General features: G+C 50.7%; 25 protein-coding genes and 1 pseudogene. 12 read left to right on the top strand and 14 right to left on the bottom strand.

Annotation, left to right across the window (positions count from 1 at the left end; translation table 11 throughout):
* The first annotated feature begins 66 nt into the window (after nt 1-66).
* Nucleotides 67-1,257, top strand: a complete 1,191-nt coding sequence (rlmI, locus tag ACJHXA_RS00130; protein WP_000116288.1) for a 23S rRNA (cytosine(1962)-C(5))-methyltransferase RlmI — start codon at nt 67-69, stop codon at nt 1,255-1,257.
* 57 nt (nt 1,258-1,314) lie between these two features.
* Entirely contained in the window at nt 1,315-1,632 is a 318-nt protein-coding gene (gene hspQ / locus ACJHXA_RS00125) for a heat shock protein HspQ (RefSeq protein ID WP_001295356.1), read from the top strand.
* A 44-nt stretch (nt 1,633-1,676) separates the two neighbouring features.
* Here the strand turns inward: hspQ and ACJHXA_RS00120 are convergent, their stop codons facing one another.
* Nucleotides 1,677-2,090, bottom strand: coding sequence for a CoA-binding protein (locus tag ACJHXA_RS00120; RefSeq protein WP_000665217.1), 414 nt, complete (start codon nt 2,088-2,090; stop codon nt 1,677-1,679).
* Between the two features lie 172 nt (nt 2,091-2,262).
* On the opposite strand from ACJHXA_RS00120, the gene ACJHXA_RS00115 reads away from it, so the two are divergent.
* Both ACJHXA_RS00115 and mgsA read left to right on the top strand, forming a co-directional pair.
* Nucleotides 2,263-2,925, top strand: coding sequence for a DUF2057 family protein (locus ACJHXA_RS00115; RefSeq protein WP_000847791.1), 663 nt, complete (start codon nt 2,263-2,265; stop codon nt 2,923-2,925).
* Nucleotides 2,926-3,020: 95 nt separating this feature from the next.
* Entirely contained in the window at nt 3,021-3,479 is a 459-nt protein-coding gene (gene mgsA, locus ACJHXA_RS00110) for a methylglyoxal synthase (protein WP_000424181.1), read from the top strand.
* Nucleotides 3,480-3,510: 31 nt separating this feature from the next.
* Here the strand turns inward: mgsA and helD are convergent, their stop codons facing one another.
* Nucleotides 3,511-5,565 (bottom strand): DNA helicase IV, encoded by a 2,055-nt coding sequence (helD, locus tag ACJHXA_RS00105; RefSeq protein WP_001315388.1) that lies wholly within the window; start codon nt 5,563-5,565, stop codon nt 3,511-3,513.
* Nucleotides 5,566-5,687: 122 nt separating this feature from the next.
* Between helD and ACJHXA_RS00100 the strand changes: the two genes are divergently transcribed.
* Together ACJHXA_RS00100 and yccS are read left to right on the top strand one after the other, a co-directional pair.
* The gene (locus ACJHXA_RS00100; RefSeq protein ID WP_001261235.1) at nt 5,688-6,134 is read left to right on the top strand and encodes a YccF domain-containing protein; all 447 of its coding nucleotides are present in this window, start codon (nt 5,688-5,690) and stop codon (nt 6,132-6,134) included.
* A 9-nt stretch (nt 6,135-6,143) separates the two neighbouring features.
* Nucleotides 6,144-8,306: a YccS family putative transporter gene (yccS, locus tag ACJHXA_RS00095; protein ID WP_000875044.1), complete on the top strand. Its 2,163-nt coding sequence runs from the start codon at nt 6,144-6,146 to the stop codon at nt 8,304-8,306.
* Here yccS and sxy read toward each other — a convergent pair.
* Nucleotides 8,269-8,898, bottom strand: coding sequence for a CRP-S regulon transcriptional coactivator Sxy (gene sxy, locus ACJHXA_RS00090; protein WP_000839153.1), 630 nt, complete (start codon nt 8,896-8,898; stop codon nt 8,269-8,271). The two genes, yccS and sxy, sit on opposite strands and share 38 nt — an antisense overlap.
* Nucleotides 8,899-9,116: 218 nt before the next feature.
* On the opposite strand from sxy, the gene sulA reads away from it, so the two are divergent.
* Complete coding sequence (sulA, locus tag ACJHXA_RS00085; protein WP_000288710.1) at nt 9,117-9,626, top strand: SOS-induced cell division inhibitor SulA; 510 nt, start codon at nt 9,117-9,119, stop codon at nt 9,624-9,626.
* A gap of 356 nt (nt 9,627-9,982) precedes the next feature.
* Nucleotides 9,983-11,035 (top strand): porin OmpA, encoded by a 1,053-nt coding sequence (gene ompA, locus ACJHXA_RS00080; protein WP_000750419.1) that lies wholly within the window; start codon nt 9,983-9,985, stop codon nt 11,033-11,035.
* Between the two features lie 74 nt (nt 11,036-11,109).
* On the opposite strand, the gene matP is transcribed toward ompA, so the two are convergent.
* On the bottom strand, nt 11,110-11,562 hold the full coding sequence (matP, locus tag ACJHXA_RS00075) for a macrodomain Ter protein MatP (protein ID WP_000877158.1): 453 nt from the start codon (nt 11,560-11,562) through the stop codon (nt 11,110-11,112).
* A gap of 185 nt (nt 11,563-11,747) precedes the next feature.
* On the opposite strand from matP, the gene ACJHXA_RS00070 reads away from it, so the two are divergent.
* Both ACJHXA_RS00070 and fabA read left to right on the top strand, forming a co-directional pair.
* Nucleotides 11,748-13,508: a Lon protease family protein gene (locus ACJHXA_RS00070; RefSeq protein WP_000156526.1), complete on the top strand. Its 1,761-nt coding sequence runs from the start codon at nt 11,748-11,750 to the stop codon at nt 13,506-13,508.
* 68 nt (nt 13,509-13,576) lie between these two features.
* Entirely contained in the window at nt 13,577-14,095 is a 519-nt protein-coding gene (gene fabA, locus ACJHXA_RS00065; RefSeq protein ID WP_000227927.1) for a bifunctional 3-hydroxydecanoyl-ACP dehydratase/trans-2-decenoyl-ACP isomerase, read from the top strand.
* 69 nt (nt 14,096-14,164) lie between these two features.
* Here fabA and rmf read toward each other — a convergent pair whose 3' ends face one another.
* The 6 genes from rmf to rlmKL all read right to left on the bottom strand — a co-directional run bounded on the left by rmf (nt 14,165) and on the right by rlmKL (nt 22,203).
* Nucleotides 14,165-14,332 carry a ribosome modulation factor gene (gene rmf, locus ACJHXA_RS00060; protein ID WP_000828648.1) on the bottom strand — a complete coding sequence of 56 codons (168 nt, stop codon included), beginning with the start codon at nt 14,330-14,332 and terminating at the stop codon, nt 14,165-14,167.
* Between the two features lie 255 nt (nt 14,333-14,587).
* Nucleotides 14,588-15,151 (bottom strand): membrane integrity-associated transporter subunit PqiC, encoded by a 564-nt coding sequence (pqiC, locus tag ACJHXA_RS00055; RefSeq protein WP_000759129.1) that lies wholly within the window; start codon nt 15,149-15,151, stop codon nt 14,588-14,590.
* Entirely contained in the window at nt 15,148-16,788 is a 1,641-nt protein-coding gene (gene pqiB / locus ACJHXA_RS00050; RefSeq protein WP_000445533.1) for an intermembrane transport protein PqiB, read from the bottom strand. The genes pqiC and pqiB overlap by 4 nt, the downstream gene beginning before the upstream one ends.
* Before the next feature lie 4 nt (nt 16,789-16,792).
* Nucleotides 16,793-18,046 (bottom strand): membrane integrity-associated transporter subunit PqiA, encoded by a 1,254-nt coding sequence (gene pqiA / locus ACJHXA_RS00045; RefSeq protein WP_000333176.1) that lies wholly within the window; start codon nt 18,044-18,046, stop codon nt 16,793-16,795.
* A 129-nt stretch (nt 18,047-18,175) separates the two neighbouring features.
* Nucleotides 18,176-20,083, bottom strand: coding sequence for an ABC transporter ATP-binding protein (locus ACJHXA_RS00040; RefSeq protein ID WP_000053120.1), 1,908 nt, complete (start codon nt 20,081-20,083; stop codon nt 18,176-18,178).
* 11 nt (nt 20,084-20,094) lie between these two features.
* Complete coding sequence (gene rlmKL, locus ACJHXA_RS00035) at nt 20,095-22,203, bottom strand: bifunctional 23S rRNA (guanine(2069)-N(7))-methyltransferase RlmK/23S rRNA (guanine(2445)-N(2))-methyltransferase RlmL (protein ID WP_001086527.1); 2,109 nt, start codon at nt 22,201-22,203, stop codon at nt 20,095-20,097.
* A 243-nt stretch (nt 22,204-22,446) separates the two neighbouring features.
* On the opposite strand from rlmKL, the gene ycbX reads away from it, so the two are divergent.
* Nucleotides 22,447-23,556, top strand: a complete 1,110-nt coding sequence (ycbX, locus tag ACJHXA_RS00030; RefSeq protein WP_000224254.1) for a 6-N-hydroxylaminopurine resistance protein YcbX — start codon at nt 22,447-22,449, stop codon at nt 23,554-23,556.
* On the opposite strand, the gene zapC is transcribed toward ycbX, so the two are convergent.
* From zapC to ACJHXA_RS00010, 4 genes and pseudogenes are all read right to left on the bottom strand, one after another.
* Nucleotides 23,553-24,095 (bottom strand): cell division protein ZapC, encoded by a 543-nt coding sequence (gene zapC, locus ACJHXA_RS00025; RefSeq protein WP_001220659.1) that lies wholly within the window; start codon nt 24,093-24,095, stop codon nt 23,553-23,555. The two genes, ycbX and zapC, sit on opposite strands and share 4 nt — an antisense overlap.
* Before the next feature lie 173 nt (nt 24,096-24,268).
* Entirely contained in the window at nt 24,269-25,279 is a 1,011-nt protein-coding gene (gene pyrD / locus ACJHXA_RS00020; RefSeq protein WP_001315385.1) for a quinone-dependent dihydroorotate dehydrogenase, read from the bottom strand.
* A gap of 110 nt (nt 25,280-25,389) precedes the next feature.
* On the bottom strand, nt 25,390-26,127 hold the full coding sequence (locus tag ACJHXA_RS00015; RefSeq protein ID WP_001111448.1) for a fimbrial chaperone: 738 nt from the start codon (nt 26,125-26,127) through the stop codon (nt 25,390-25,392).
* Nucleotides 26,093-26,365, bottom strand: a pseudogene (locus ACJHXA_RS00010) (fimbrial protein); the annotation flags it as partial. The pseudogene ACJHXA_RS00010 and the gene ACJHXA_RS00015, both read right to left, overlap by 35 nt.
* Nucleotides 26,366-26,411: 46 nt before the next feature.
* Here ACJHXA_RS00010 and ACJHXA_RS00005 point away from each other — a divergent pair.
* On the top strand, nt 26,412-26,483 hold a 72-nt coding region (locus ACJHXA_RS00005), incomplete at its 3' end, for an IS1 family transposase (protein WP_001568368.1).

Below are 26,483 nucleotides of genomic sequence, written 5' to 3'. Positions count from 1 at the left end.
GTTGCAAATCCATGGAAAACTCCGGACAATGACGCCCATTTCTTTGCATCGACAGAAAAGTAAATTATGAGTGTACGTTTAGTGTTAGCCAAAGGGCGCGAAAAATCATTACTTCGTCGCCATCCGTGGGTCTTTTCCGGGGCCGTTGCCCGCATGGAAGGTAAAGCCAGCCTCGGTGAAACCATCGATATTGTTGATCATCAGGGAAAATGGTTAGCACGCGGCGCTTATTCACCAGCTTCGCAAATCCGGGCGCGCGTCTGGACGTTTGACCCGTCTGAGTCTATCGACATTGCTTTTTTTTCCCGCCGTTTGCAACAAGCACAAAAATGGCGTGACTGGCTGGCGCAAAAAGATGGCCTCGACAGCTATCGTTTAATCGCCGGAGAATCTGATGGCCTGCCGGGTATTACTATCGATCGTTTCGGTAATTTTCTGGTGCTGCAACTGCTGAGTGCTGGCGCAGAATATCAGCGCGCGGCATTAATTAGTGCCCTGCAAACGCTGTACCCGGAATGTGCGATTTACGATCGCAGCGATGTTGCGGTACGTAAAAAAGAAGGGATGGAGCTGACCCAGGGCCTCGTCACCGGCGAGTTGCCACCTGCCCTGCTGCCGATTGAAGAACACGGCATGAAACTGCTGGTGGATATTCAGCACGGACACAAAACGGGCTACTACCTGGACCAGCGTGATAGCCGCCTGGCTACCCGCCGCTACGTTGAAAATAAACGTGTGCTGAACTGTTTCTCCTATACCGGTGGTTTCGCCGTATCGGCACTGATGGGCGGTTGCAGCCAGGTTGTCAGCGTTGATACCTCCCAGGAAGCGCTGGATATTGCACGGCAGAACGTTGAGCTGAACAAACTGGATCTGAGCAAGGCTGAGTTTGTCCGTGATGATGTCTTTAAATTGCTGCGTACTTATCGCGATCGCGGTGAAAAATTTGACGTTATCGTGATGGACCCGCCGAAGTTTGTTGAGAATAAAAGCCAGTTGATGGGCGCGTGTCGTGGCTATAAAGATATCAACATGCTGGCGATTCAGTTGCTGAATGAAGGCGGTATTCTCCTGACTTTCTCCTGTTCCGGTCTGATGACCAGCGATTTATTTCAGAAAATCATCGCGGATGCCGCAATTGATGCCGGCCGTGATGTACAATTTATAGAGCAGTTCCGTCAGGCAGCCGATCATCCGGTGATCGCTACCTACCCGGAAGGGCTATATCTGAAAGGGTTTGCCTGTCGCGTCATGTAACTTGAAATGTGGAATTTTACCCTTATATCAAAGGTAAAGATTTCCCGGGAGGTGACTATGATTGCCAGCAAATTCGGTATCGGCCAGCAGGTCCGCCATTCCCTGTTAGGTTATCTCGGAGTGGTCGTGGATATCGACCCGGTTTATTCGCTCTCTGAACCGTCGCCTGATGAGCTGGCGGTGAATGACGAGCTTCGCGCCGCTCCGTGGTATCACGTGGTGATGGAGGACGATAACGGCCTACCGGTTCATACCTACCTGGCTGAAGCCCAGCTAAGTAGCGAATTGCAGGATGAACATCCTGAACAGCCATCCATGGATGAGCTGGCGCAGACCATCCGCAAACAACTCCAGGCCCCGCGTCTGCGTAACTAATCCCTGAACGAATCCCCGGAAGGTTTTTGCCTTCCGGGGATTTTTTATTTGGCCAGGCCCAGGCGAGGGATCTCAATAGCCGGGCAGCGATCCATCACCACATTTAACCCGGCATCCCGTGCCAGTACTGCCGCTTGCTCATTAATCACCCCCAGTTGCATCCAGAGGGTTTTCGCGCCAATGGCAATAGCTTCCTGTGCCACGCCCCACGCCGCTTCTGAATTACGGAAAACATCGACCATATCGACCTTTTCCGGAACGTCTGCCAGCGTGCCATACCCCTGCTGGCCCAGCAGCGTTTTGCCGGCAACTTTTGGCGAAACCGGAATGACGTGATACCCCTGGTCGAGTAGATATTTCATCACGCGATAGCTGGGACGATCGGGTTTGTCGCTTGCCCCCACCAGCGCAATGGTGTGAGTGGACGTTAAAATGCCTGCAATATCGGTTTCTTTCATTATTTCCTCCAGACTGTTTAACAAAGTGTACGACAAAGCCGACATGCCAACCATGCAGCTAATACGAATGAATGAGAGCAAAAGCGGGAAATATGTCTATATGTTAGTAAGTATGATTAAAGAAAAATTTTGACACATTATTATTCGGGCGGTCTTTTGACAGGAGCTACCTATGAAAACCGGCATCGTGACCACCTTGATTGCATTATGTTTGCCGGTATCCGTTTTTGCCACCACGCTGCGGCTTTCAACCGATGTCGATCTTCTGGTACTCGACGGCAAGAAGGTTTCCAGCTCTCTGCTGCGCGGTGCGGACAGCATTGAACTGGATAATGGACCGCATCAGTTAGTGTTTCGCGTTGAGAAGACGATTCATCTTTCCAATAGTGAAGAACGGCTGTATATCTCCCCACCGCTGGTGGTCAGTTTTAATACCCAGCTCATCAACCAGGTCAATTTTCGCCTGCCTCGCCTGGAGAATGAGCGGGAAGCTAACCATTTTGATGCCGCGCCGCGCCTTGAATTGTTGGATGGCGATGCGACGCCGATTCCGGTAAAGCTGGATATTCTCGCCATTACCTCAACGGCAAAAACGATTGATTATGAGGTCGAGGTTGAACGCTATAACAAATCCGCGAAACGCGCTTCACTACCGCAATTTGCCACGATGATGGCAGATGACAGTACGCTGCTCTCGGGTGTTTCCGAGCTGGATGCTATTCCACCGCAGTCTCAGGTGCTCACAGAACAACGGCTGAAGTATTGGTTTAAACTGGCTGACCCACAAACGCGAAATACTTTCCTGCAGTGGGCGGAAAAACAACCATCTTCCTGAGATTTTTGTGCCTGTGCGCAGGCTTTTTCGGTCTTTATCTTGCAGCGATAAGTGCTTACAGTAATCTGTAGGAAAGTTAACTACGGATGTACATTATGGAACTGACGACTCGCACTTTACCTGCGCGGAAACATATTGCGCTGGTGGCACACGATCACTGCAAACAAATGCTGATGAGCTGGGTGGAACGGCATCAACCGTTACTGGAACAACACGTACTGTATGCAACAGGCACTACCGGTAACTTAATTTCCCGCGCGACCGGCATGAACGTCAACGCGATGTTGAGTGGCCCAATGGGGGGTGACCAGCAGGTTGGCGCATTGATCTCAGAAGGGAAAATTGATGTATTGATTTTCTTCTGGGATCCACTAAATGCCGTGCCGCACGATCCTGACGTGAAAGCCTTGCTGCGTCTGGCGACGGTATGGAACATTCCGGTCGCCACCAACGTGGCAACGGCAGACTTCATAATCCAGTCGCCGCATTTCAACGACGCGGTCGATATTCTGATCCCCGATTATCAGCGTTATCTCGCGGACCGTCTGAAGTAATATTGCACAGGTGGCAAACGCCACCTGTTTCTTACGGTTTTCTCGCCACCGGCACATCCAGATTTTTCAGTATTTCCACAAAGGGAGAGGGATTCTCTTTGTTAAACAGTGCCCATACCCGATGGCGTGCCCGGGTCAGCGCCACGTACATTAACCGCCGTTCTTCAGCGTCCGGGAAATCCTCAACCGGTGGCAGTAGCGCCTCTTCCATAATCGACTCCCGCGCCGCAGCCGGAAAACCATCACTTCCCTCCTGCAAGCCAACGATGATGACGTAATCCGCCTGTTGCCCTTTGCTGGCATGAATGGTCATAAAGTCGATTTGCAACTTCGGCCAGCGTGTTGCCGCTTTTTCCAGGCTGGCAGGCCTCATGTGATGGTAACGCGCCAGGATAAGAATGCGCTCTTCCGGTTTGGCATAACCAGAGAGCTTATCCAGCAAAGCGTCAAGTTGACTCTCATCCAATAACGTGACGGCTTTTTCGTCTCCATTGGTTAAGCTGTTTAGCGGCTTTTTCAACTGGCCTGGGTTCTGCTGAATAAACCGGTTTGCCACCTCACCGATACGACTGTTAAAACGGTAAGTCGTGTCTAAATCACAGCGATCGCCTTCACCAAAGTTTTCATGGAAAGCGGTGGTGAGCGACATTTGCGCACCGCTGAATCGGTAAATCGCCTGCCAGTCATCACCAACGGCGAACAACGTCGTCTGACTGTTTTGCTTGCGTAATGCCGCTAACAACGCTGCCCGCTGCGGCGAGATATCCTGAAATTCATCAACCAGAATATGCTTCCACGGGCTGATAAAGCGACCTTTCTCCAGAATCACAATCGCCTGATGAATAAGGCCCGAAAAATCGACAGCGTTTTCTGCCTTCAGCGCACCTTTCCAGGCTTTTAATAACGGGGCCATCAACTTGATACGTTTACTGAACAGATCGCGAATCTCTTCGGGTGCACTGGCAATCATTTCTGCCTGTGCACCACCGTGCATCCGCATCAGACTTACCCAACGATCGAGGCGTGAGGCAAGACGACGCTGTAATTTTTCATCATCCCAGAAGTTACCTTCTGGCACTGACCACTGCATTTCTTCCGTCAGCCATTGCCGCCAGCCCTTCGCCTGCGCTTTCTTTTCGCTGCATTGCTTGCGCCACTCAGCAATAAAGAGTTCATGACGGGCAGCGGTATCATTTTCCAGTTTGCTGACTATCGGAACTTTTTTGCTGCCCTGCTGAATAATATGCAGCGCCAGCGCATGAAACGTGCGTGCGGTAATGTCTTCGGTATGTAGCCGTTCGCGAATACGCTCGTCCATCTCTTCAGCGGCTTTGCGACCAAACGCCAGCAATAAAATTTGCTCAGGGGACGCTTCACCACGCGCCAGCAACCAGCCTGCACGGGCCACCAGCACCGACGTTTTTCCGCTTCCTGCACCTGCCAGCACTAACAGAGAATGCTCGCCATTAACGACTGCCCGGGCCTGCGCCGGATTCAGCGGTGAAGACTCGACCTGGCGGAAAAAATCCGCATACTCGGTAAGCATGGCTTCGGTATACGCCTGGTTATGCTGCAACCGAGCGCTTTCAATATCTTTCAACCAGGCCTGACATTTACGCCACGCCTCACGGCAGTTATCGAATTCTTCCAGTCGGTTAACCGGCAACGGCAACGCCGACATAGCCTGGCGGATTTGTTGCTGAACGCCAGAGGTTTGCTCACGCGTCAGCCATTTATTTTCTCCAGTGCGCGTGGCAATCAAATCCAGTTGCTGGCGTAAAACACCAGACGCAATTTCGCTCATCTCGCCACTCCACCGCCGCCAGTGAGCATCAAGATGATGGTAAAAACGCTGCGTCTCGCCCCATTCGGTGCCGTGCAGACGCACCACTTTTTCGTCCGGCAGTACAAATTCCAGCTCGCCCCATACCAGACCGCGCTTACAGTGAATCGCCAGTAATTGATTGAAAGGAATAAGGTATTCGTGGCGATCGCCGGAGACTTTAATCCCGGCATTGAGGATCACCGCCCGATCGTAAGGGTGCTGTGCCAGACGTTTTCCAAGCGTTGTCGCTTTCAGTTCCATGACTCTGTAGATCCACACGAAATTATTTCTTATCAGTGTAACCGTCAGAGAAAACGTGCTCCAGCCCAAAAAAACGTTACAATTGCCGCCCATTACTGAAAACCACAGTAAAGCGAGGTTTTATGCGTACCGTTTTGAACATTCTGAACTTTGTGCTTGGCGGATTTGCCACCACTCTGGGCTGGCTGTTGGCGACTCTGGTCAGTATTGTGCTGATTTTTACCTTACCGCTGACACGATCCTGCTGGGAGATCACTAAACTGTCTCTGGTGCCTTATGGCAATGAAGCTATTCATGTCGATGAACTGAACCCGGCTGGCAAAAATGTGCTGCTGAATACTGGCGGTACGGTATTGAATATTTTCTGGCTGATTTTCTTTGGCTGGTGGTTATGCCTGATGCACATTGCAACGGGCATCGCACAATGTATTTCAATCATTGGCATTCCTGTCGGCATTGCGAACTTTAAAATTGCCGCTATTGCACTATGGCCGGTTGGTCGTCGCGTGGTATCGGTAGAAACAGCGCAAGCTGCGCGTGAAGCCAATGCACGTCGTCGTTTTGAATAATCCACTAATATGGCCTTTATGCTAAGTCCTTTGCTCAAACGCTATACCTGGAACAGCGCCTGGCTGTATTACGCGCGTATTTTTATTGCGCTTTGTGGAACCACAGCGTTTCCGTGGTGGCTGGGTGATGTAAAACTGACGATTCCGCTAACGCTGGGGATGGTGGCAGCGGCGCTGACCGATCTCGATGACCGACTGGCGGGACGTTTGCGTAACCTCATCATTACGCTGTTCTGCTTTTTTATCGCCTCGGCCTCAGTAGAATTGCTGTTTCCCTGGCCCTGGCTATTTGCGATTGGCTTAACGCTCTCTACCAGCGGCTTCATTTTGCTCGGCGGTCTGGGTCAACGCTATGCAACAATTGCCTTCGGTGCATTGCTGATCGCCATTTACACTATGTTGGGAACATCACTGTATGAGCACTGGTATCAGCAGCCGATGTATCTGCTGGCCGGTGCCGTCTGGTACAACGTCCTGACACTTATTGGTCATCTGCTGTTCCCGGTCCGCCCGCTGCAGGACAACCTGGCGCGTTGCTATGAACAACTGGCGCGTTATCTTGAGCTCAAGTCGCGCATGTTTGATCCTGATATTGAAGATGAAAGCCAGGCACCGCTGTACGATTTGGCTCTCGCCAACGGACAACTGATGGCGACATTGAATCAGACGAAACTCTCGCTGCTGACCCGCTTACGTGGCGATCGTGGTCAACGGGGAACGCGTCGCACGCTGCATTATTACTTTGTCGCGCAGGATATTCACGAGCGTGCCAGCTCTTCTCATATTCAGTATCAAACATTGCGTGAACATTTTCGCCACAGCGACGTGCTGTTCCGTTTTCAGCGGCTGATGTCGATGCAGGGCCAGGCGTGCCAGCAACTGTCACGCTGTATTTTGCTGCGTCAGCCTTATCAACATGATCCGCATTTTGAGCGCGCTTTTACGCATATTGATGCTGCGCTGGAGCGGATGCGCGATAACGGCGCACCCGCCGATTTACTCAAAACACTGGGATTTTTGCTGAACAATTTACGCGCCATTGATGCCCAACTGGCAACAATTGAATCAGAACAGGCCCAGGCACTACCCCATAATAATGACGAAAATGAGCTCGCTGATGACAGCCCGCACGGGTTGAGTGATATCTGGCTGCGTCTTAGCCGTCACTTCACGCCGGAATCCGCCCTCTTCCGTCATGCGGTAAGAATGTCGCTGGTGTTGTGCTTCGGCTACGCCATCATTCAAATAACCGGAATGCATCACGGGTATTGGATCTTGCTGACAAGTTTGTTTGTCTGCCAGCCAAACTATAACGCCACGCGCCACCGCCTGAAGTTAAGGATTATTGGTACGCTGGTAGGTATCGCCATTGGCATTCCTGTGCTGTGGTTTGTGCCATCACTGGAAGGGCAGCTGGTGCTGCTGGTTATTACCGGCGTGCTCTTTTTTGCCTTCCGTAACGTGCAATACGCTCATGCAACGATGTTCATCACACTTTTGGTGCTACTGTGTTTTAACTTACTGGGTGAAGGTTTTGAAGTAGCGTTACCTCGCGTAATCGATACGCTGATTGGTTGTGCCATTGCGTGGGCGGCAGTGAGCTACATCTGGCCTGACTGGCAGTTTCGCAATCTGCCGCGCATGCTCGAACGCGCCACAGAGGCCAACTGTCGGTATCTCGATGCCATACTGGAGCAATACCATCAGGGGCGTGATAACCGTCTGGCGTATCGTATTGCCCGCCGCGATGCACACAACCGTGATGCTGAGCTGGCGTCGGTGGTATCAAATATGTCCAGCGAGCCGAACGTTACCCCGCAAATTCGCGAAGCCGCGTTTCGGTTGCTGTGCCTTAACCATACGTTTACCAGCTATATCTCAGCCCTCGGTGCTCACCGGGAGCAGTTAACTAATCCTGAAATTCTGGCGTTTCTTGATGACGCAGTTTGCTATGTTGATGACGCGTTACATCATCAACCTGCTGATGAAGAACGCGTCAATGAGGCATTAGCTAGCCTGAAACAGCGGATGCAGCAACTTGAACCACGGGCAGACAGCAAAGAACCTCTGGTCGTACAACAAGTTGGATTATTGATTGCATTACTGCCTGAGATTGGTCGTCTGCAACGCCAGATTACTCAAGTTCCGCAGGAAACTCCTGTTTCGGCGTAAGAGAGTCAGCCCATTCTGCAAGCTCCTGGCGGCGTGCCACCGGGAGCGCAGCTTCATGAATGCCGATAATGGCACCTTCAAGCATAAACAGAATCTTTTCTGTCACCAGACTGTTTTGCTGCCGCAGTCGCAACCAACACATTTTTGCCCCAAGTATACGTAACGCCCGTACATCCTTAATCCCCACCTCCCCGAGAATCGCTTCCAGATGAAAAGACATATTGGGCAAATCTTTCAGTCTTTCCCGGGTATTGCGCGTGCTTTTCTCTTTCAGCGCTGCATCGAGAGAATATTTCGACAGACGCACCAGCTTCAGTTGATTTCGCCATAGACTTTCATCAACCCGATAGTAATTGAGGGTAACGGATCGGCCACACTTTTTATATGTCAGCCAGACAGGCGGATGTTTTACACAGTACTGTGCACTTTGCTCACAAGCCCGAAGATACAACTCACCATCAGAAACCATCGCAAACACCGTGTCGTCAACGGTCAGGCTGTAACTGCCAAACAATGATCGGTATTCAATTGTGCCCAACGTTGCCAGGTATTCTTGTGATTTATAGATCCGCTTATAGGAGAGGCTTTTCATAAAATTCCTTTTAAAATCATAACATAAAAGAATGATTCACATTAACGGATCCGTTAACTACGAAAATAGGCAACTTATTCTTAAGGGGCAAGATTAATTTATGTTTTCCCGTCACCAACGACAAAATTTGCGAGGCTCTTTCCGAAAATAGGGTTGATCTTTGTTGTCACTGGATGTACTGTATATCCATACAGTAACTCACAGGGGCTGGATTGATTATGTACACTTCAGGCTATGCACATCGTTCTTCGTCGTTCTCATCCGCAGCAAGTAAAATTGCGCGTGTCTCTACGGAAAACACTACAGCCGGGCTTATCAGTGAAGTTGTCTATCGCGAAGATCAGCCCATGATGACGCAACTTCTACTGTTGCCATTGTTACAGCAACTCGGTCAGCAATCGCGCTGGCAACTCTGGTTAACACCGCAACAAAAACTGAGTCGGGAATGGGTTCAGGCATCTGGGCTACCCTTAACGAAAGTAATGCAGATTAGCCAGCTCTCCCCTTGCCACACTGTGGAGTCAATGGTTCGCGCTTTACGCACGGGCAATTACAGTGTGGTGATCGGTTGGTTGGCAGATGATTTGACTGAAGAAGAGCATGCTGAACTTGTTGATGCGGCAAATGAAGGTAACGCTATGGGGTTTATTATGCGTCCGGTAAGCGCATCCTCTCACGCCACGAGACAACTTTCCGGGCTAAAAATTCACTCTAATTTGTATCATTAAGTAAATTTAGGATTAATCCTGGAACTTTTTTTGTCGCCCAGCCAATGCTTTCAGTCGTGACTAATTTTCCTTGCGGAGGCTTGTCTGAAGCGGTTTCCGCGATTTTCTTCTGTAAATTGTCGCTGACAAAAAAGATTAAACATACCTTATACAAGACTTTTTTTTCATATGCCTGACGGAGTTCACACTTGTAAGTTTTCAACTACGTTGTAGACTTTACATCGCCAGGGGTGCTCGGCATAAGCCGAAGATATCGGTAGAGTTAATATTGAGCAGATCCCCCGGTGAAGGATTTAACCGTGTTATCTCGTTGGAGATATTCATGGCGTATTTTGGATGATAACGAGGCGCAAAAAATGAAAAAGACAGCTATCGCGATTGCAGTGGCACTGGCTGGTTTCGCTACCGTAGCGCAGGCCGCTCCGAAAGATAACACCTGGTACACTGGTGCTAAACTGGGCTGGTCCCAGTACCATGACACTGGTTTTATTCCTAACAATGGTCCGACCCACGAAAACCAACTGGGTGCAGGTGCTTTTGGTGGTTACCAGGTTAACCCGTATGTTGGTTTTGAAATGGGTTACGACTGGTTAGGTCGTATGCCGTACAAAGGCGACAACATCAACGGTGCATACAAAGCTCAGGGCGTTCAACTGACTGCTAAACTGGGTTACCCAATCACTGACGATCTGGACGTATACACTCGTCTGGGTGGTATGGTATGGCGTGCAGACACCAAGGCTAACGTACCTGGTGGCGCATCCTTTAAAGACCACGACACTGGCGTTTCTCCGGTTTTCGCAGGTGGTGTTGAGTACGCGATCACTCCTGAAATCGCTACCCGTCTGGAATACCAGTGGACCAACAACATCGGTGACGCAAACACCATCGGTACTCGTCCGGACAACGGTCTGCTGAGCCTGGGTGTTTCCTACCGTTTCGGTCAGGGCGAAGCAGCTCCGGTAGTTGCTCCGGCTCCAGCTCCGGCACCGGAAGTACAGACCAAGCACTTCACTCTGAAGTCTGACGTTCTGTTCAACTTCAACAAAGCAACCCTGAAACCGGAAGGTCAGGCTGCTCTGGATCAGCTGTACAGCCAGCTGAGCAACCTGGATCCGAAAGACGGTTCCGTAGTTGTTCTGGGTTACACTGACCGCATCGGTTCTGACGCTTACAACCAGGGTCTGTCCGAGCGCCGTGCTCAGTCTGTTGTTGATTACCTGATCTCCAAAGGTATCCCGGCAGACAAGATCTCCGCACGTGGTATGGGCGAATCCAACCCGGTTACTGGCAACACCTGTGACAACGTGAAACAGCGTGCTGCACTGATCGACTGCCTGGCTCCGGATCGTCGCGTAGAGATCGAAGTTAAAGGCATCAAAGACGTTGTAACTCAGCCGCAGGCTTAAGTTCTCGTCTGGTAGAAAAACCCCGCAGCTGCGGGGTTTTTTTCGCCTTTAGTAAATTGAACTGACTTCGTCAGTTATTCCTTACCCAGCAATGCCTGCAGATCATGCTTCAAAGAAGACATTTTATTCGCGTATTTCTCTTTGTTTTCCGCATCTTCAATCAGCTGAACAATCGTTTCAGAAAGCGTTTTACCGCGACGCTGCGCAAGACCAGCCAGACGTTGCCAGACAATAAATTCCAGATCGATCGATTTTTTGCGCGTATGCTGGTGTTCCGCATTAAAATGGCGCTTCCGTCTGGCCCGAATGGTTTGCTTCATGCGATTGACCAGTTCCGGATTCATATGCTTGTCAATCCAGCCATTTACCAGCACGGGTTCATTTTCCAGCGAGAGCAACACATCGACGGCTTCCTGGGCGGCACTGGCTTCTATGTAACGGGTGATTAACTCCCCTTCGCGATGCTTCTTCACCAGATACTTCCATTTCCAACCGCTTTCAAGATTTTCAAGTTGTTGATATTTCATAGCGATCTCAATGTTACCGTGTAACTCTTTACAGAATATCAGCTTTTTAGGCCAGTGAAGAAAAGAATCTCCATCCTGTGAGCTTTAACGCCCATGCCAGGAGTATTGTCGGTGCTTTCTACGTGTGCTGTAGTGCCGGTTACGGTATAATCGCGGCTTTGACAACAGACTAAAAAACATCAACTTTGACCATTACGAAACTTGCATGGCGTGACCTGGTTCCTGATACCGATAGCTATCAGGAAATATTTGCTCAGCCACATTTGATTGACGAAAACGATCCTTTATTCAGTGATACTCAACCGCGACTGCAATTCGCACTGGAGCAGTTGCTGCATACGCGAGCATCCTCCTCTTTTATGCTGGCGAAGGCCCCGGAAGAGTCTGAGTATCTGAATCTTATTGCCAATGCCGCGCGTACGCTACAAAGCGATGCAGGCCAACTGGTGGGCGGTCACTATGAGGTTTCCGGCCACTCCATCCGCTTACGTCACGCAGTGAGTGCAGATGATAATTTTGCGACTTTAACGCAAGTTGTCGCTGCCGACTGGGTAGAAGCGGAGCAACTCTTTGGCTGCCTGCGCCAGTTTAATGGCGACATTACCCTGCAGCCTGGTCTGGTGCATCAGGCAAATGGCGGTATTCTCATCATCTCTTTGCGTACACTGCTGGCGCAACCTCTGCTGTGGATGCGGCTGAAAAATATCGTTAACCGCGAGCGTTTTGACTGGGTTGCGTTTGATGAGTCGCGCCCTCTCCCCGTCTCTGTGCCTTCGATGCCATTGAAGCTGAAAGTCATTCTGGTAGGCGAACGCGAATCATTGGCTGATTTCCAGGAGATGGAGCCAGAGCTTTCAGAGCAGGCTATTTATAGCGAATTTGAAGATACTCTGCAGATTGTCGATGCAGAGTCAGTAACCCAGTGGTGTCGCTGGGTGACATTTACCGCCAGACATAATCACTTACCTGCACCGGGAGCGGATGCCTGGCCGGTACTTATCCGCGAAGCAGCACGCTACACCGGTGAACAAGAAACACTTCCGCTTAGCCCGCAGTGGATCCTCCGCCAGTGTAAAGAGGTCGCCTCCCTGTGTGATGGCGACACCTTCTCCGGCGAGCAGCTAAACTTAATGCTGCAGCAGCGTGAATGGCGCGAAGGTTTCCTCGCTGAACGTATGCAGGATGAGATCCTTCAGGAGCAAATCCTGATTGAAACCGAAGGCGAACGCATCGGGCAAATTAACGCCCTTTCGGTCATTGAATTTCCGGGTCATCCACGCGCTTTTGGCGAACCTTCTCGCATTAGCTGCGTTGTGCATATTGGCGATGGTGAATTCACCGACATCGAACGCAAAGCGGAGCTTGGCGGCAATATCCATGCGAAAGGGATGATGATCATGCAAGCGTTCCTGATGTCGGAACTACAGCTTGAGCAACAGATCCCCTTCTCAGCATCGCTGACATTTGAGCAGTCATACAGTGAAGTTGATGGAGATAGTGCCTCGATGGCTGAACTCTGCGCCCTGATAAGCGCCCTCGCCGATGTGCCGGTGAATCAGAGTATCGCTATCACAGGTTCAGTCGATCAGTTCGGTCGCGCCCAGCCGGTCGGTGGTTTAAATGAGAAAATCGAAGGCTTCTTTGCTATTTGCCAGCAACGTGAGTTAACCGGGAAACAAGGTGTCATTATCCCCACAGCTAACGTTCGCCATTTAAGTCTTCACAGTGAACTGGTGAAAGCGGTAGAAGAAGGCAAATTCACCATCTGGGCAGTAGACGATGTGACTGACGCACTGCCGTTATTATTAAATCTGGTGTGGGATGGCGAAGGCCAAACGACGCTGATGCAAACCATCCAGGAACGTATCGCGCAAGCATCGCAACAGGAAGGACGTCACCGTTTTCCATGGCCATTACGTTGGCTGAACTGGTTTATTCCGAACTGATCGGACTTGTTCAGCGTACACGTGTTAGCTATCCTGCGTGCTTCAATAAAATAAGGCTTACAGAGAACATGGTAGATAAACGCGAATCCTATACAAAAGAAGACCTTCTTGCCTCTGGTCGCGGTGAACTGTTTGGCGCTAAAGGCCCGCAATTGCCAGCACCGAACATGCTGATGATGGACCGTGTGGTCAAAATGACCGAAACGGGTGGTAACTTCGACAAAGGGTATGTTGAAGCAGAACTGGATATCAATCCGGATCTGTGGTTCTTCGGATGCCACTTTATTGGCGATCCGGTTATGCCGGGATGCCTGGGCCTGGACGCAATGTGGCAGCTGGTAGGGTTCTACCTCGGCTGGCTGGGCGGCGAAGGTAAAGGCCGCGCGCTGGGCGTTGGCGAAGTGAAATTCACTGGTCAGGTACTGCCGACAGCGAAAAAAGTGACCTACCGTATTCACTTTAAACGCATTGTTAACCGTCGTCTGATTATGGGCCTGGCGGATGGCGAAGTGCTGGTTGATGGTCGTCTTATCTATACCGCCAGCGACCTGAAAGTCGGTCTGTTCCAGGATACGTCTGCCTTCTGATTATAATCAGACAGAGTATCAAAAGGCGAAACCTCCGCAATGCGGAGGTTTCTTTTTAAAGAGACAGAATCAGGCCATTACTACCCTGTCCGCCATGGCTTCTCGCCAGCCTCCCAGCCATTGTGACCTTTGATTCAGCGTCTGATAGGGACACATTTCTTTTGAGCGTCCGGCGATGCCGGCCTGATAACCACGTTGATGTGCCCGTTCCAGGCGATCTCGTTTTTGTCTCTTCATGCCTCGTTTCCCTCATACTGGTTTCTGGTGGAAAAGAAAACAGTGATTACTAAATGTGCAATCACAGTTAAGCAATACCGCGAATCATAACTGCCGTCAATGCGCAAAATTCACGCCACTGTCATATTTGTGAGCTACACGGGCATGTCGGTTGTACAAAAAATGTGAAGAGGAACAAATTTTTCCGCACGTTAGAAACAAAAAAACCGCCTCAGGCAACATACCGGAGACGGTTATATTTACAAATCTTTATAATTAAGGTAGACGCTTTATCTCTTGTGCAATAGAAGCGGCTTCCTGACTCCAGACACCGGCCAGCACTTTAACCATCTCATCGTAACCATCCTGAGTTTGCACTCCTTCCAGACGGAACGGACGTTTGATCAGTTGTCCCTGGTGGTTCAACAGCCACTCACCACTGACAATGACCTTGCCATCATAGCGACCGTTAAACTCCGTTACGGTAACATTGAGCGTGTCCTGGGCGCTTCCCAGAGGCTGGGAGGCAACCACCCAGCCGGGCAGTTGCGTACTCAGGTTGGCAACCAGGGTGTTGCGCAACTGTTGATCCAACGGGCTGGCCCACAAGTTGTTGTTGGCAATCACATACTTCACATCACTGGTTTGATAAACCACACCATTCCCCGCCAGATAGTCAGGAACAGTGACCTGCTCTACCCATAACAGACGATTGCCCTGGCTGGCGGTACTTTGTGTACCGCTCTGCACCACAGGTAACTGGTAATAGTTTTTATTAATTTCGCCGGAGCTGCATCCGACCAGCCACAGTGCTGCAATCGTCACTAGCCACTTTTTCATTGTTTCGCCCTCTTCGGCTCTGGATCTTTTTTGTCCTTCGCTTCAAATACCAGCGCGTTACTCTTCTCATTGAGCGTTTTCAGCACCGGTTGCAGTTCTCGCAACACCTGATCAAGGCGCTGCATATCCGCCACCATCTTGTTGTAGGCTGCGGAGCCAGGCTGGAAGCCCTGCATGCTGCGATTCAATTCACGCAACGTTGACTGCATATCCGTCGGCAACTGCTGCATCGACTGGCTAGCGAGGATCTTGTTCATGCTATCCAGCGTCGTTTGCAGGTTTTTCATTGTGCGCTGACTTTCAGAAAGCGTACTGGTTGCCTGTTCAATCATCGGATTCAATGGCAGTTTGTTGATCTTATCCAACGCTTCCATCAGTCGTTGCTGGATTTGCGCCAGGCCGCCGCTAACGGTCGGGATAATCTGATAACCATTAAATTCACGAATACCGGTTATTGCAGGCGTATTTGGATAGAAATCGAGATCAACATACAGTGCACCAGTGACCAGGTTTCCGGTTTTCAGCGATCCGCGTAAACCACGTTTCAACAATTCGCCAAGGTGCTCAACAACATCCGCATTTTCGCCAAGCTGCATTTTCAGCCGCTCTGGCTCGATACGAATCAGTACCGGAATACGGTAATCATCGTTAAATGTCTGACGCATATTCGGCGCAAAGAATGGCACTTTGCTTACGGTACCCAGGCGAATACCCCGGAACTCTACCGGAGCTCCCGGTTGCAGACCGCGTACCGAATCTTTAAAGAACATCAGATAATCAATGTGATCGGTGTACAACGAATCCTGAATGCTCTTCTGATCATCATACAAAACGAAAGCTGTTTTAGGTGCCACTGGCTGCCCTAAATCCAGACCTTCCGGCACATCAAAGCTGACACCGCCACTCAGCAGCGTTGTCAATGAGCCCATCTCCACACGCATCCCTGCTGACGTCAGATCAACCGCAATGCCACTATCTTTCCAGAAGCGAACATTGTTGGTCACCAGTCGGTCATAAGGTGCATTGATGAACAGTTGATAGCTGATATTGCGTTTTTGTGTATCGAAGGTGCTGGTTTCAACCGAACCTACCCGATAGCCACGGAACAGCACCGGATCTCCTGGCGAGAGCTGCCCGGCTTTTTTGCTATCGAGAATCACACGGATACCTTTCGCATCAGGCGGGGCCAACGGTGGCGAGTCCAGCAAATCGTATTTATCCATTTTGCTGCCTTTCGCGCCTGGCTGCAGTTCGATATAAACTCCAGACAGCAGCGTTCCCAGGCCGCTAATCCCTTCGCGACCAATCTGCGGTTTCACCACCCAAAAGACGGTGTCTTTATGCAGCAATTTTTCCATACCGGAATTCAGCCGCGCTTTGATTTCAACGTGCGTCAAATCATCAGCCAGTGTGGCGCTTTCAACCACGCCGACGTCAACGCTACGGCTTTTAATGGTGGTTTTGCCACCTTCAATTCCTTCCGCATTCGCGGTGATCAGGGTCACTTCCGGTCCCTGATGGCTGTAATGATAAAAAAGAACCCAGGCCCCAATGAGCGCCGTGACGATAGGAAATATCCACACGGGAGACCAGTTCTTCACTTTCTGGATTTTGGCTTCCCCATTATTAGATTCCATACTGTCAGGACTCCTCATGCTCTGATTCAGGTTGACGATCCCACGACAAACGCGGGTCAAACGTCATAGCAGAAAACATTGTCATTATGACGACTAAAGCAAACATTAATGCACCCATTGCCGGATAAATACTCATTAAACCTCCCATACGCACCAGCGCCGAGAGCACCGCGATAACGAAAACGTCAATCATCGACCAGCGGCCTACAAACTCAACAACTTCATAAATCAAATGCATTCTTTCACTGTCGCGCTTGCCATGCCCTTTGGCATCCCAACACAGCCACGCGATGGCGATCATCTTTAACGTTGGCACCATAATACTGGCCAGAAAGATCACCGCAGCGACGGGATAAGAGCCTTCGCTCCATAACAGAATGACCCCAGCGAGAATCGTCGACGGCATCTTCGAGCCTAATAAATCCGTCACCATGATGGGCAAAATATTAGCCGGAAGATACAGCATGATGGACGTTACAAGCAGCGCGAGTGTCCACTGCAGGCTGTTTCTACGCCGAACGTACCCTTTGGTACTACAACGCGGGCACACGGGTTCATCAGCAGGAAGGATTGCCGTACAACAGGAGCACGAACGCAGCCCCTGACGTATCCCCGTGACGCCTGGTTTTAGCGGCTGGCGCAGTTCTGGCATCGGGGCGATGTCGTCCCATAACCAGCGACGATCAACGCACTGAAAAGCGCGCAGTTGCAGGACACAAAATAAACACCAGGGGAGAAAGCTGCTGCCTACCCCAATGCTGCCGTAAGCCATCAGTTTAACGAAACTGACCAGCACACCAGCGAGGAAAATCTCCGCCATTCCCCAGGTTTTGAGTTGAAAAAGCACCCGTGCCAGTTGCTCTTTTAAACGGACCGGTAATTCCGCGCGATTCACCAGTAACAGAATGGTTATCAGACAAAACGCGGGAACCAGTTGCACAAACAACAGGAAAAAGGTGCCGAGGCTGGCGTAGTCCTCAGAAAAAAGCACGCCGGGAATTTCCAGTAATGTAATTTCACTGGTAACTCCTGCAACGTTCATATTCACAAAAGGAAACAAGTTGGACAGCAACAGCATGAACAGTGCAGCCAACGCATAGGCGGTAGGACGCTGCCGAGGGGCATCCCACGCCACGGTTAACGTTGTGCCACACCGGGGACATGCCGCTTTCTGACCATGCTCAAGGCGCGGTAACGCCACCAGCATGTCACACTGCGAGCACAGGATGTGCTTCGCGGCATGATGATGTTCGCACATTGGTACTCCTTAATGATGCGCTATTTTACAGATGACTAACAAAGTGTTGGTTTTCATGCCTGATAAACCCAGTTCATCAGGCAATTTTACCGTTGTCAGCTGTCTCTGTTTAAATCGACTATTTTGCGATCAGCCACCATTTTTTAACGCTTCAAGATACTCCCAGCGTTCAAAGGCTTGCTCCAGCTCCTGCTCTGCAGCAGCCATATCGGCGAGCACTTTTTGTGTCTGCTCATGCGGCTGACTGAAGAAGGAAGCATCCGCCACTTGCGTCTGTAAAGCTTCCAGCTTCGCCTCCAGATCTTCAAGCAATTGCGGTAGCTGCTCCAGTTCGCGCTGCAATTTATAGCTTAGTTTGCTACTGCTGCGTTTTACAGTTTCTGCTTTTGGCACGGCGGCTTCTTCGCTTTTTTTCACCGCAGGCTGTTTGAGCGCCACATACTGTTCTTGCTGACCACGGGCATCATGATAACCGCCAACATAACGACCAATTTTACCGCCGCCTTCGAAGATCCAGCATTCTGTAACGGTGTTATCGACAAACTGACGATCGTGGCTAACCAGCAATACCGTGCCCTGATAGCTGTCGATCAGTTCTTCCAGCAGTTCCAGCGTTTCGACATCAAGATCGTTGGTCGGTTCGTCAAGAATCAATAAGTTGCTTGGTTTGAGGAACAAACGCGCCAGTAGCAAGCGGTTCCGCTCACCGCCAGAAAGCGCACGTACCGGCGTCATCGCCCGTTTCGGATGGAACAGAAAGTCCTGCAAATAGCCCAATACGTGGCGTGGCTTGCCATTAACCATCACCTCTTGCTTACCTTCGGCAAGGTTATCCATCACCGTTTTATCGGGATCCAGTTCCGCGCGGTGCTGATCGAAATAAGCCACTTCCAGTTTGGTGCCAACGTGAATACGCCCGCTGTCCGCTTGAAGCTGACCGAGCATCAGTTTCAGCAGCGTGGTTTTGCCGCACCCATTCGGACCAATCAGGGCAATTTTGTCGCCACGTAGAACCTGGGCCGAAAAATCTTTCACCAGTTGCTTACCGTCAACCTGGTAGCAAACGTCTTCCATTTCGAAAACGATCTTACCGGAGCGGCTGGCCTCTTCCACCTGCATCTTTGCGGTACCCATCACTTCGCGACGTTCACCACGCTCGCGACGCATTGCTTTCAGGGCGCGTACGCGGCCTTCATTACGGGTACGGCGTGCTTTGATCCCCTGGCGGATCCACACCTCTTCCTGCGCCAGTTTGCGATCGAACTCGGCATTTTGTAGTTCTTCCACGCGCAGGGCTTCTTCTTTTTCCTGCAGGTACTGGTCGTAATTCCCCGGATAGGTCACCAGCTTGCCGCGATCGAGATCAACAATGCGCGTCGCCATATTGCGGATAAACGAACGGTCGTGGGAGATGAAAATAATCGTCCCATTGAAGGTTTTAAGGAACCCTTCCAGCCAGTCGATGGTTTCGATATCCAGGTGGTTAGTCGGTTCGTCGAGCAGCAAAACGCGCGGATTGCTCACCAGCGCGCGTCCTAATGCCGCTTTACGCAACCAGCCGCCGGAAAGCGACGACAGCGCAACATTAGGATCTAACCCCAGTTGCGCCAGCACTTCGTTGATGCGGTTTTCCAGCTGCCACAGGTTGTGGTGATCCAGCTGTTCCTGAACCTTCGCCAGTTCGTTGAGATTTTTCTCGCTCGGGTCGTTCATCACCAGGCGCGAAATATCGTGATAGCGTTTCAGGTATTCCGCTTGTTCTTCAATGCCTTCGGCAACGAAATCATAAACGCTGCCCTCAACGTTACGCGGCGGATCCTGTTGCAGACGAGCCACGATCAAATCTTGCTCGTAAATAATGCGCCCGTCATCCAGCCCCTGTTCACGGTTGAGGATCTTCATTAACGTCGATTTGCCCGCGCCGTTACGGCCTACCAGACAAACACGTTCGTTATCTTCGATATGCAGTTCTGCGTTATCGAGAAGCGGCGCGTCGCTGAACGACAGCCATGCACCATGCATACTGATTAATGACATTACTATTCCTTTCAGGCTGCGGTAATCAGCCAGCAGTTGTGGATCTGGCGGTTACGGGCGAAATCCTGGGAGAGCGTTTTTTGCGTAATTTCTTGTGCTTTCAGTCCCAGTTTTGCCAGCCCGTCGAGATCCATACGGAAGCCACGTTTGTTGTTCGAGAACATGATCGTCCCACCTGCACGCAGCAGACGTTTCAAATCTTTCATCAGCGCCAGATGATCGCGCTGAACATCAAACGCATCTTCCATTCGTTTTGAGTTAGAGAAGGTTGGCGGATCGATAAAGATCAGATCGAACTGTTCATTTGCCTCACGCAGCCACGCCAGGCAATCGGCCTGAATCAGGCGATGCGCACGCCCGGTTAGGCCATTCAGACGCAGGTTGCGTTCTGCCCACTCCAGATAAGTACGCGACATATCCACGGTGGTGGTGCTGCGTGCACCGCCTAATCCCGCATGCACGGTGGCGCTGCCGGTATAAGAGAACAGGTTGAGGAAATCTTTGCCTTTGCTCATCTGGCCGAGCATACGACGGGCGATACGGTGATCGAGGAACAGACCGGTATCGAGGTAATCCGTCAGATTCACCCACAAGTGAGCGTTATATTCGGTAACTTCCAGAAACTCGCCCTTCTCGCCCAGTTTCTGGTACTGATTTTTGCCCTTCTGACGTTCACGGGTTTTCAGCACCAGTTTGTTTGGCGCAATCCCCAGTACCGAAATGGTTGCAGCGATAATATCGAACAGACGCTGACGCGCTTTGTGAGCATCAATAGTTTTTGGCGGTGCATACTCCTGCACCACCACCCAGTCGGCATAACGGTCAACGGCAACGTTATATTCCGGCAGATCGGCGTCATACAGGCGGTAACATTCAATTCCTTCCTGACGAGCCCACTTCTCGAATTTTTTGAGGTTCTTACGCAGGCGGTTGGCGTAGTCTTCCGCTACCATCGCCGGTTTGCTGTCTGGAGTGCTTTCGGCAACGTGGTAATTTTTCTGTACGCAGTCCAGCGGGCCGTTTTTCGCCTTGTACTGTTTGTCTGCACGCAGCTGCAAGCAGCTTAGCAGATCCGGCGAGGCACTAAACAAAGAGAGATTCCAGCCACCAAACTGGTTTTTCATGATCCGACCCAGCAGGCTATGCAGCGCAATCAGCGCCGGTTCGCTGTCCAGACGTTCCCCGTATGGCGGGTTGCTCAACACTGTGCCGTACGGCCCTTTCGGCAGCGGATTGGTCAGTTGCGCGACATCTTTCACCTCAAAGGTGATCAGTTCACCAATCCCCGCAAGACGGGCGTTAGTGCGCGCACGTTGAATCACCCGTGCGTCGCTGTCCGAACCGTAAAAATGAGAGCTATACTCAGCCAGGCCTTTACGGGCACGAGTTTGCGCTTCCGCTTTCACTTCCTGCCAGATAGCTTCATCATGCTGCGCCCAGCCGCTAAAGCCCCAACGCCCACGGTGCAAGCCTGGTGCGCGATCGGTCGCCAGCATCGCCGCTTCAATCAGCAACGTACCGGAACCACACATCGGATCGAGCAGCGGTGTTCCTGGCTGCCAGCCGGATCGCATCACAATAGCGGCTGCCAGGGTTTCTTTGATCGGCGCAATACCAGCACGATCGCGATAGCCACGCAGATGTAAACCATCACCACTCAGATCAAGAGCGATACTGGCGGTTTCTTTATGCAGCCAGACGTTAACGCGGATATCCGGCGCATCGCGATCAACATTTGGACGCGGCAGATTTTTCCGCGTGAAAGCATCGACGATCGCGTCTTTCACTTTCATCGCGCCGTACTGACTGTTGCGGATGGTGTCATTCAAACCACTGAAGTGGACAGCGAAGGTCGCGCCAGGATTAAACATCTCTGTCCAGTTGATCGCCTGAACACCGAGATAGAGGTCTAAATCGCTGTAAACCTTACACTCGCCCAGCGGCAACATAATACGCGAGGCCAGGCGGCTCCACATCAGGCTCTGGTAAACAAGCCGTGTGTCGCCCTTGAAATGGACCCCACCCTGAACCACCTGGCATTCAACGGCCCCCAGGTTTTCCAGTTCAGTTTTTAACAGCTCTTCCAGCCCACGGGCCGTACTGGCAAACAGAGAATTCATATCGTCACTTTTACTCTAAGAGCCTACCGCAGTAGGCGTAATTGTTGCAGTCAGTCTGAACATGGACAGCGCGGAGAAACCGGAGCGTACACAAGTACGTGAGGATTTCGAGCACAACCCAGGGCCAAACTGACAAATAAAATAGCCTAATGGGACAGGCGCTAAGAAAATTGTTGCGCATTATAGCTAATAAGCGCGTCATGTCATAAAGTTGAGGGCTTATTTTCATTTGAGGACCGCACCGTGGCGACATTAACCCGGCTTTTTATTCATCCTGTTAAATCGATGCGCGGCATTGGTCTTACACATGCTCTGGCAGATGACAGTGGTCTGGCCTTCGATCGCATCTTTATGATTACGGAACCTGATGGTACGTTTATTACCGCTCGCCAGTTTCCCCAGATGGTACGGTTTACTCCTTCACCTGTGCATGATGGCTTGCATCTCACCGCACCAGATGGCAGTAGCGCATATGTCCGTTTTGCTGATTTCGCCACACAAGACGCACCAACCGAAGTTTGGGGCACACATTTTACCGCGCGAATTGCGCCAGACGCGATCAACAAATGGTTAAGTGGATTTTTCTCCCGCGAAGTGCAATTACGCTGGGTGGGGCCACAAATGACCCGGCGCGTGAAACGCCACAACACTGTCCCCCTGTCATTTGCTGATGGCTATCCTTACCTTCTTGCTAACGAAGCCTCGTTACGTGATCTCCAACAACGTTGTCCGGCCAGTGTAAAAATGGAGCAATTCCGCCCCAATCTGGTGGTTTCCGGCGCGTCAGCCTGGGAAGAAGATCGCTGGAAAGTGATTCGCATTGGTGATGTGGTGTTTGATGTGGTTAAACCTTGTAGCCGCTGTATTTTCACCACCGTCAGCCCAGAAAAAGGGCAAAAACATCCGGCAGGCGAACCATTAAAAACATTGCAATCTTTCCGCACTGCCCAGGATAACGGCGATGTCGATTTTGGTCAGAATTTAATTGCCCGTAATAGCGGCGTGATTCGCGTTGGCGATGAGGTGGAAATTCTGGCAACGGCTCCGGCAAAAATTTACGGCGCAGCTGCCGCTGATGATACCGCCAACATCACGCAACAACCGGACGCCAATGTAGATATTGACTGGCAGGGACAGGCATTTCGTGGAAATAACCAACAAGTGTTGCTGGAGCAATTAGAAAATCAGGGAATTCGTATCCCTTATTCTTGCCGCGCGGGCATTTGTGGAAGTTGCCGTGTTCAGCTTTTAGAAGGCGAAGTCACGCCGCTGAAAAAATCAGCAATGGGCGATGATGGCACCATTCTTTGCTGTAGCTGTGTACCGAAGACTGCCCTTAAGCTGACGCGTTAGACTGCCTGTTCAAGGCTGAAGCTGTCAACATTAACCTGCGGTTTCAGCCTGTCGTTCATGATTTTAATGGCGTCGCCCAACTGCATCGCGCGACCCGCAATAACAACGCAGGGTTGCGCCAGCAGACATAGCGCGGCATTCTCGCCAGATTCAACGACCAGTAAATTCACTTGCTCGTTAGTGTCGCTCAACCAAACGCAGGCCGCATCGCCCTGCATGGGCACCCACATTTCACCATGGGAGACAAAATGCCAGCTTTTCGGCATTTGCGGTTTGAGATAACGAATTGCTACCAGTGCATTCAGCACCAGTTCGGCTTTTTGTTCTTTGGATAACGGCAGATCACGGCATTTTTCTTCAAAAGAAAAATAGAGTGCTGCATCATCAACACAAAAACCGGAGGGATTAAAGGCATCTGGTGTGAGCATTTTACGAGCAAAACGCGAGCGAAATAACATACCATTGGCTAAATCGAGCATCATTCGATCGTGCTCTTCATCATAATACCAGCGCCAGTTATCGTCAGGTTTAATTCGCATGCGGATTCTCCCACCTAAATCATTCTGCGCAACATTGTCCTTTGCCGCTTCGTTTATTGCCCTAAATAAGAAAAGACTAAAATGTATAAATAAGCAACAGGTAAGGAATATAAAACAACCAGGGCTGGAAATAAAGCCCCGGTTGTCTCATAACGTTAAAAAGGAGAAATTAATCAGATATTGCTAACGATTTCTTTAATCAAAGGCGGTCCTTTGAAAATAAATCCCGAATAAATTTGCACCAGCGTTGCACCCGCAGCAATCTTTTCACGCGCAGCGATAACCGAATCGATGCCTCCAACACCGATGATCGGTAAGCGACCGTTTAATTCCTGTGACAAGCGGCGAATAATTTCTGTGCTTTTTAACTGAAGCGGACGACCACTTAAGCCACCGGTTTGATCGCAATTTTTCATTCCCTGAACCAGAGAACGATCGAGTGTGGTATTGGTTGCAATAACGCCATCAATATTATGGCGAACTAAGCTGTCAGCAACCTGGATCAATTCTTCTTCAGAAAGATCCGGCGCGATCTTCACTGCGATCGGCACATATTTTTGATGGATTTTTTGCAGATCGTTTTGTTTATTTTTGATCGCGATTAATAAGTCATCCAGCGCTTCACCATATTGCAGAGTGCGTAATCCCGGTGTATTCGGCGAGGAAATATTGATGGCGATATAACCAGCATAAGGATAAATTTTATCCATACAAATCAGGTAGTCATCTTTGCCCTGCTCCACCGGCGTATCTTTATTTTTGCCGATGTTAATACCCAGGACGCCGTCATAATGGGCTTTTTTTACATTCTCAATAAGATTATCCACCCCGAGATTGTTAAAGCCCATTCGATTGATCAGACCTTCGGCATCAACCAGGCGGAAAAGACGCGGCTTGTCATTTCCAGGTTGTGGACGCGGCGTTACAGTGCCGATCTCAATCGAGCCAAACCCCATTGCACCAAGGGCATCGATGCACTCCCCGTCTTTATCAAGACCGGCTGCCAGACCAAGCGGATTTTTAAACGTCAGGCCCATGCAGTTAACAGGTTTCGCAGGCACTTTCTGCCGCACCAGTGCTTCAAACGGCGTTCCTGTAATACGGCGTAATTGCTGAAAAGTAAACTCATGAGCGCGCTCTGGATCGAGCTGGAAAAGGGCTTTACGAACGAAGGGGTAGTACATGAACTCTCCTGGATTCCCGGTGTGCAAACCGGGGGCGTATTATGTGCGAGTTCGGACCAAAAGGGAATTGACCTGCGGCAAAAAAAACGCAAACGTTTTCCGAACCTGTTTCAGGGCAGATTTTGCTCCTTCTTTGCACTCAACCCGCCGTAATCATTTATCGCCCGCCAGGCGACATGACACGGTGCGATTGCCTGACACCAGCTTGTCTGACGCTGGCTTTTAGGTGGCACAACTCCCGCATTACTTAACGCTTTACCATTTACGCTCACCTGAATCAGGTTAATGTAGTAAGGCGTTGGGTTAGTGAGTTGCACACCCTGCGAATTCCGTGTCCAGCGTAATTGTTGATAAGCTTCCAGCGGGTCGCCCGGCAAACCTTCGGGTCGCCAGAACAGTTTAAATACCGAGCGCATCGCCACTTTTACGCTCTGATTTTCAACTTTGCCGGATGGCACGCTGGCAATGCTTAACTCAAATAGCGTTTCGCGATCCACTGGCAAGATGTCGCTTTCCGTTCTCAGCAAGCGCAACGTGCCCGTAGTACCGGGCTTCAGGAGAATAAGCGGTGGAGCGGCCAGTAATGGTGCTGGCACTGTCGACACTTCCCCCCCGGCCCAACGCGTTGGGCGATTGATTTTACTGTTAATAAGCCAGGATTCCTGACTGGTATTAGTCAGTAAAATAGCTATCGATTCTTTGTCTGCCGGAAAGATAAATCGCGTTCCGCCGACCACCACTCCTGCCTGCAATTCACCCGCCACCAGCAGCGATAAAACGGCAAAAATCAAGAGCGCCAATCTGTTCCACGTATTAGTCATAATGAAGTACAAATGTCGCGCTGGCATTCACTTTACCCGACTGCACATCACTATTGACAGGTCGTAATTGCGCATAAAAAGTTAATGGCACCTTACCGCTGTGTAGGCTGTAGTCTTTACTCGCCTGGTTAAGCGGAATCAATATCTTCGCATCATCCAGAATCGCAATTGCCAGCCCGCTGGCTGCATCCATACCACTTTCAATGGACAGCATTTCGCTCTGCACTCCGTCGGGGGTTCCTGAAAAGGTGACGTCGGTGATGCTGCCAACTTACTGATTTAGTGTATGATGGTGTTTTTGAGGTGCTCCAGTGGCTTCTGTTTCTATCAGCTGTCCCTCCTGTTCAGCTACTGACGGGGTGGTGCGTAACGGCAAAAGCACC

It is taken from the genome of Escherichia sp. WS33, from assembly GCF_046486385.1.
Classification (GTDB): Bacteria; Pseudomonadota; Gammaproteobacteria; order Enterobacterales; family Enterobacteriaceae; genus ECMA0423.
The sequence above is the reverse complement of the archived record's forward strand: the minus strand, read 5'-3'. Positions and strand labels throughout refer to the sequence as shown.

Coding starts and splice junctions, on each gene's coding strand:
- rlmI (WP_000116288.1), top strand. CDS start 67: ATGAGTGTACGTTTAGTGTTAGCCAAAGGGCGCGAAAAATCATTACTT.
- hspQ (WP_001295356.1), top strand. CDS start 1,315: ATGATTGCCAGCAAATTCGGTATCGGCCAGCAGGTCCGCCATTCCCTG.
- ACJHXA_RS00120 (WP_000665217.1), bottom strand. CDS start 2,090: ATGAAAGAAACCGATATTGCAGGCATTTTAACGTCCACTCACACCATT.
- ACJHXA_RS00115 (WP_000847791.1), top strand. CDS start 2,263: ATGAAAACCGGCATCGTGACCACCTTGATTGCATTATGTTTGCCGGTA.
- mgsA (WP_000424181.1), top strand. CDS start 3,021: ATGGAACTGACGACTCGCACTTTACCTGCGCGGAAACATATTGCGCTG.
- helD (WP_001315388.1), bottom strand. CDS start 5,565: ATGGAACTGAAAGCGACAACGCTTGGAAAACGTCTGGCACAGCACCCT.
- ACJHXA_RS00100 (WP_001261235.1), top strand. CDS start 5,688: ATGCGTACCGTTTTGAACATTCTGAACTTTGTGCTTGGCGGATTTGCC.
- yccS (WP_000875044.1), top strand. CDS start 6,144: ATGGCCTTTATGCTAAGTCCTTTGCTCAAACGCTATACCTGGAACAGC.
- sxy (WP_000839153.1), bottom strand. CDS start 8,898: ATGAAAAGCCTCTCCTATAAGCGGATCTATAAATCACAAGAATACCTG.
- sulA (WP_000288710.1), top strand. CDS start 9,117: ATGTACACTTCAGGCTATGCACATCGTTCTTCGTCGTTCTCATCCGCA.
- ompA (WP_000750419.1), top strand. CDS start 9,983: ATGAAAAAGACAGCTATCGCGATTGCAGTGGCACTGGCTGGTTTCGCT.
- matP (WP_000877158.1), bottom strand. CDS start 11,562: ATGAAATATCAACAACTTGAAAATCTTGAAAGCGGTTGGAAATGGAAG.
- fabA (WP_000227927.1), top strand. CDS start 13,577: ATGGTAGATAAACGCGAATCCTATACAAAAGAAGACCTTCTTGCCTCT.
- rmf (WP_000828648.1), bottom strand. CDS start 14,332: ATGAAGAGACAAAAACGAGATCGCCTGGAACGGGCACATCAACGTGGT.
- pqiC (WP_000759129.1), bottom strand. CDS start 15,151: ATGAAAAAGTGGCTAGTGACGATTGCAGCACTGTGGCTGGTCGGATGC.
- pqiB (WP_000445533.1), bottom strand. CDS start 16,788: ATGGAATCTAATAATGGGGAAGCCAAAATCCAGAAAGTGAAGAACTGG.
- pqiA (WP_000333176.1), bottom strand. CDS start 18,046: ATGTGCGAACATCATCATGCCGCGAAGCACATCCTGTGCTCGCAGTGT.
- ACJHXA_RS00040 (WP_000053120.1), bottom strand. CDS start 20,083: ATGTCATTAATCAGTATGCATGGTGCATGGCTGTCGTTCAGCGACGCG.
- rlmKL (WP_001086527.1), bottom strand. CDS start 22,203: ATGAATTCTCTGTTTGCCAGTACGGCCCGTGGGCTGGAAGAGCTGTTA.
- zapC (WP_001220659.1), bottom strand. CDS start 24,095: ATGCGAATTAAACCTGACGATAACTGGCGCTGGTATTATGATGAAGAG.
- pyrD (WP_001315385.1), bottom strand. CDS start 25,279: ATGTACTACCCCTTCGTTCGTAAAGCCCTTTTCCAGCTCGATCCAGAG.
- ACJHXA_RS00015 (WP_001111448.1), bottom strand. CDS start 26,127: ATGCCAGCGCGACATTTGTACTTCATTATGACTAATACGTGGAACAGA.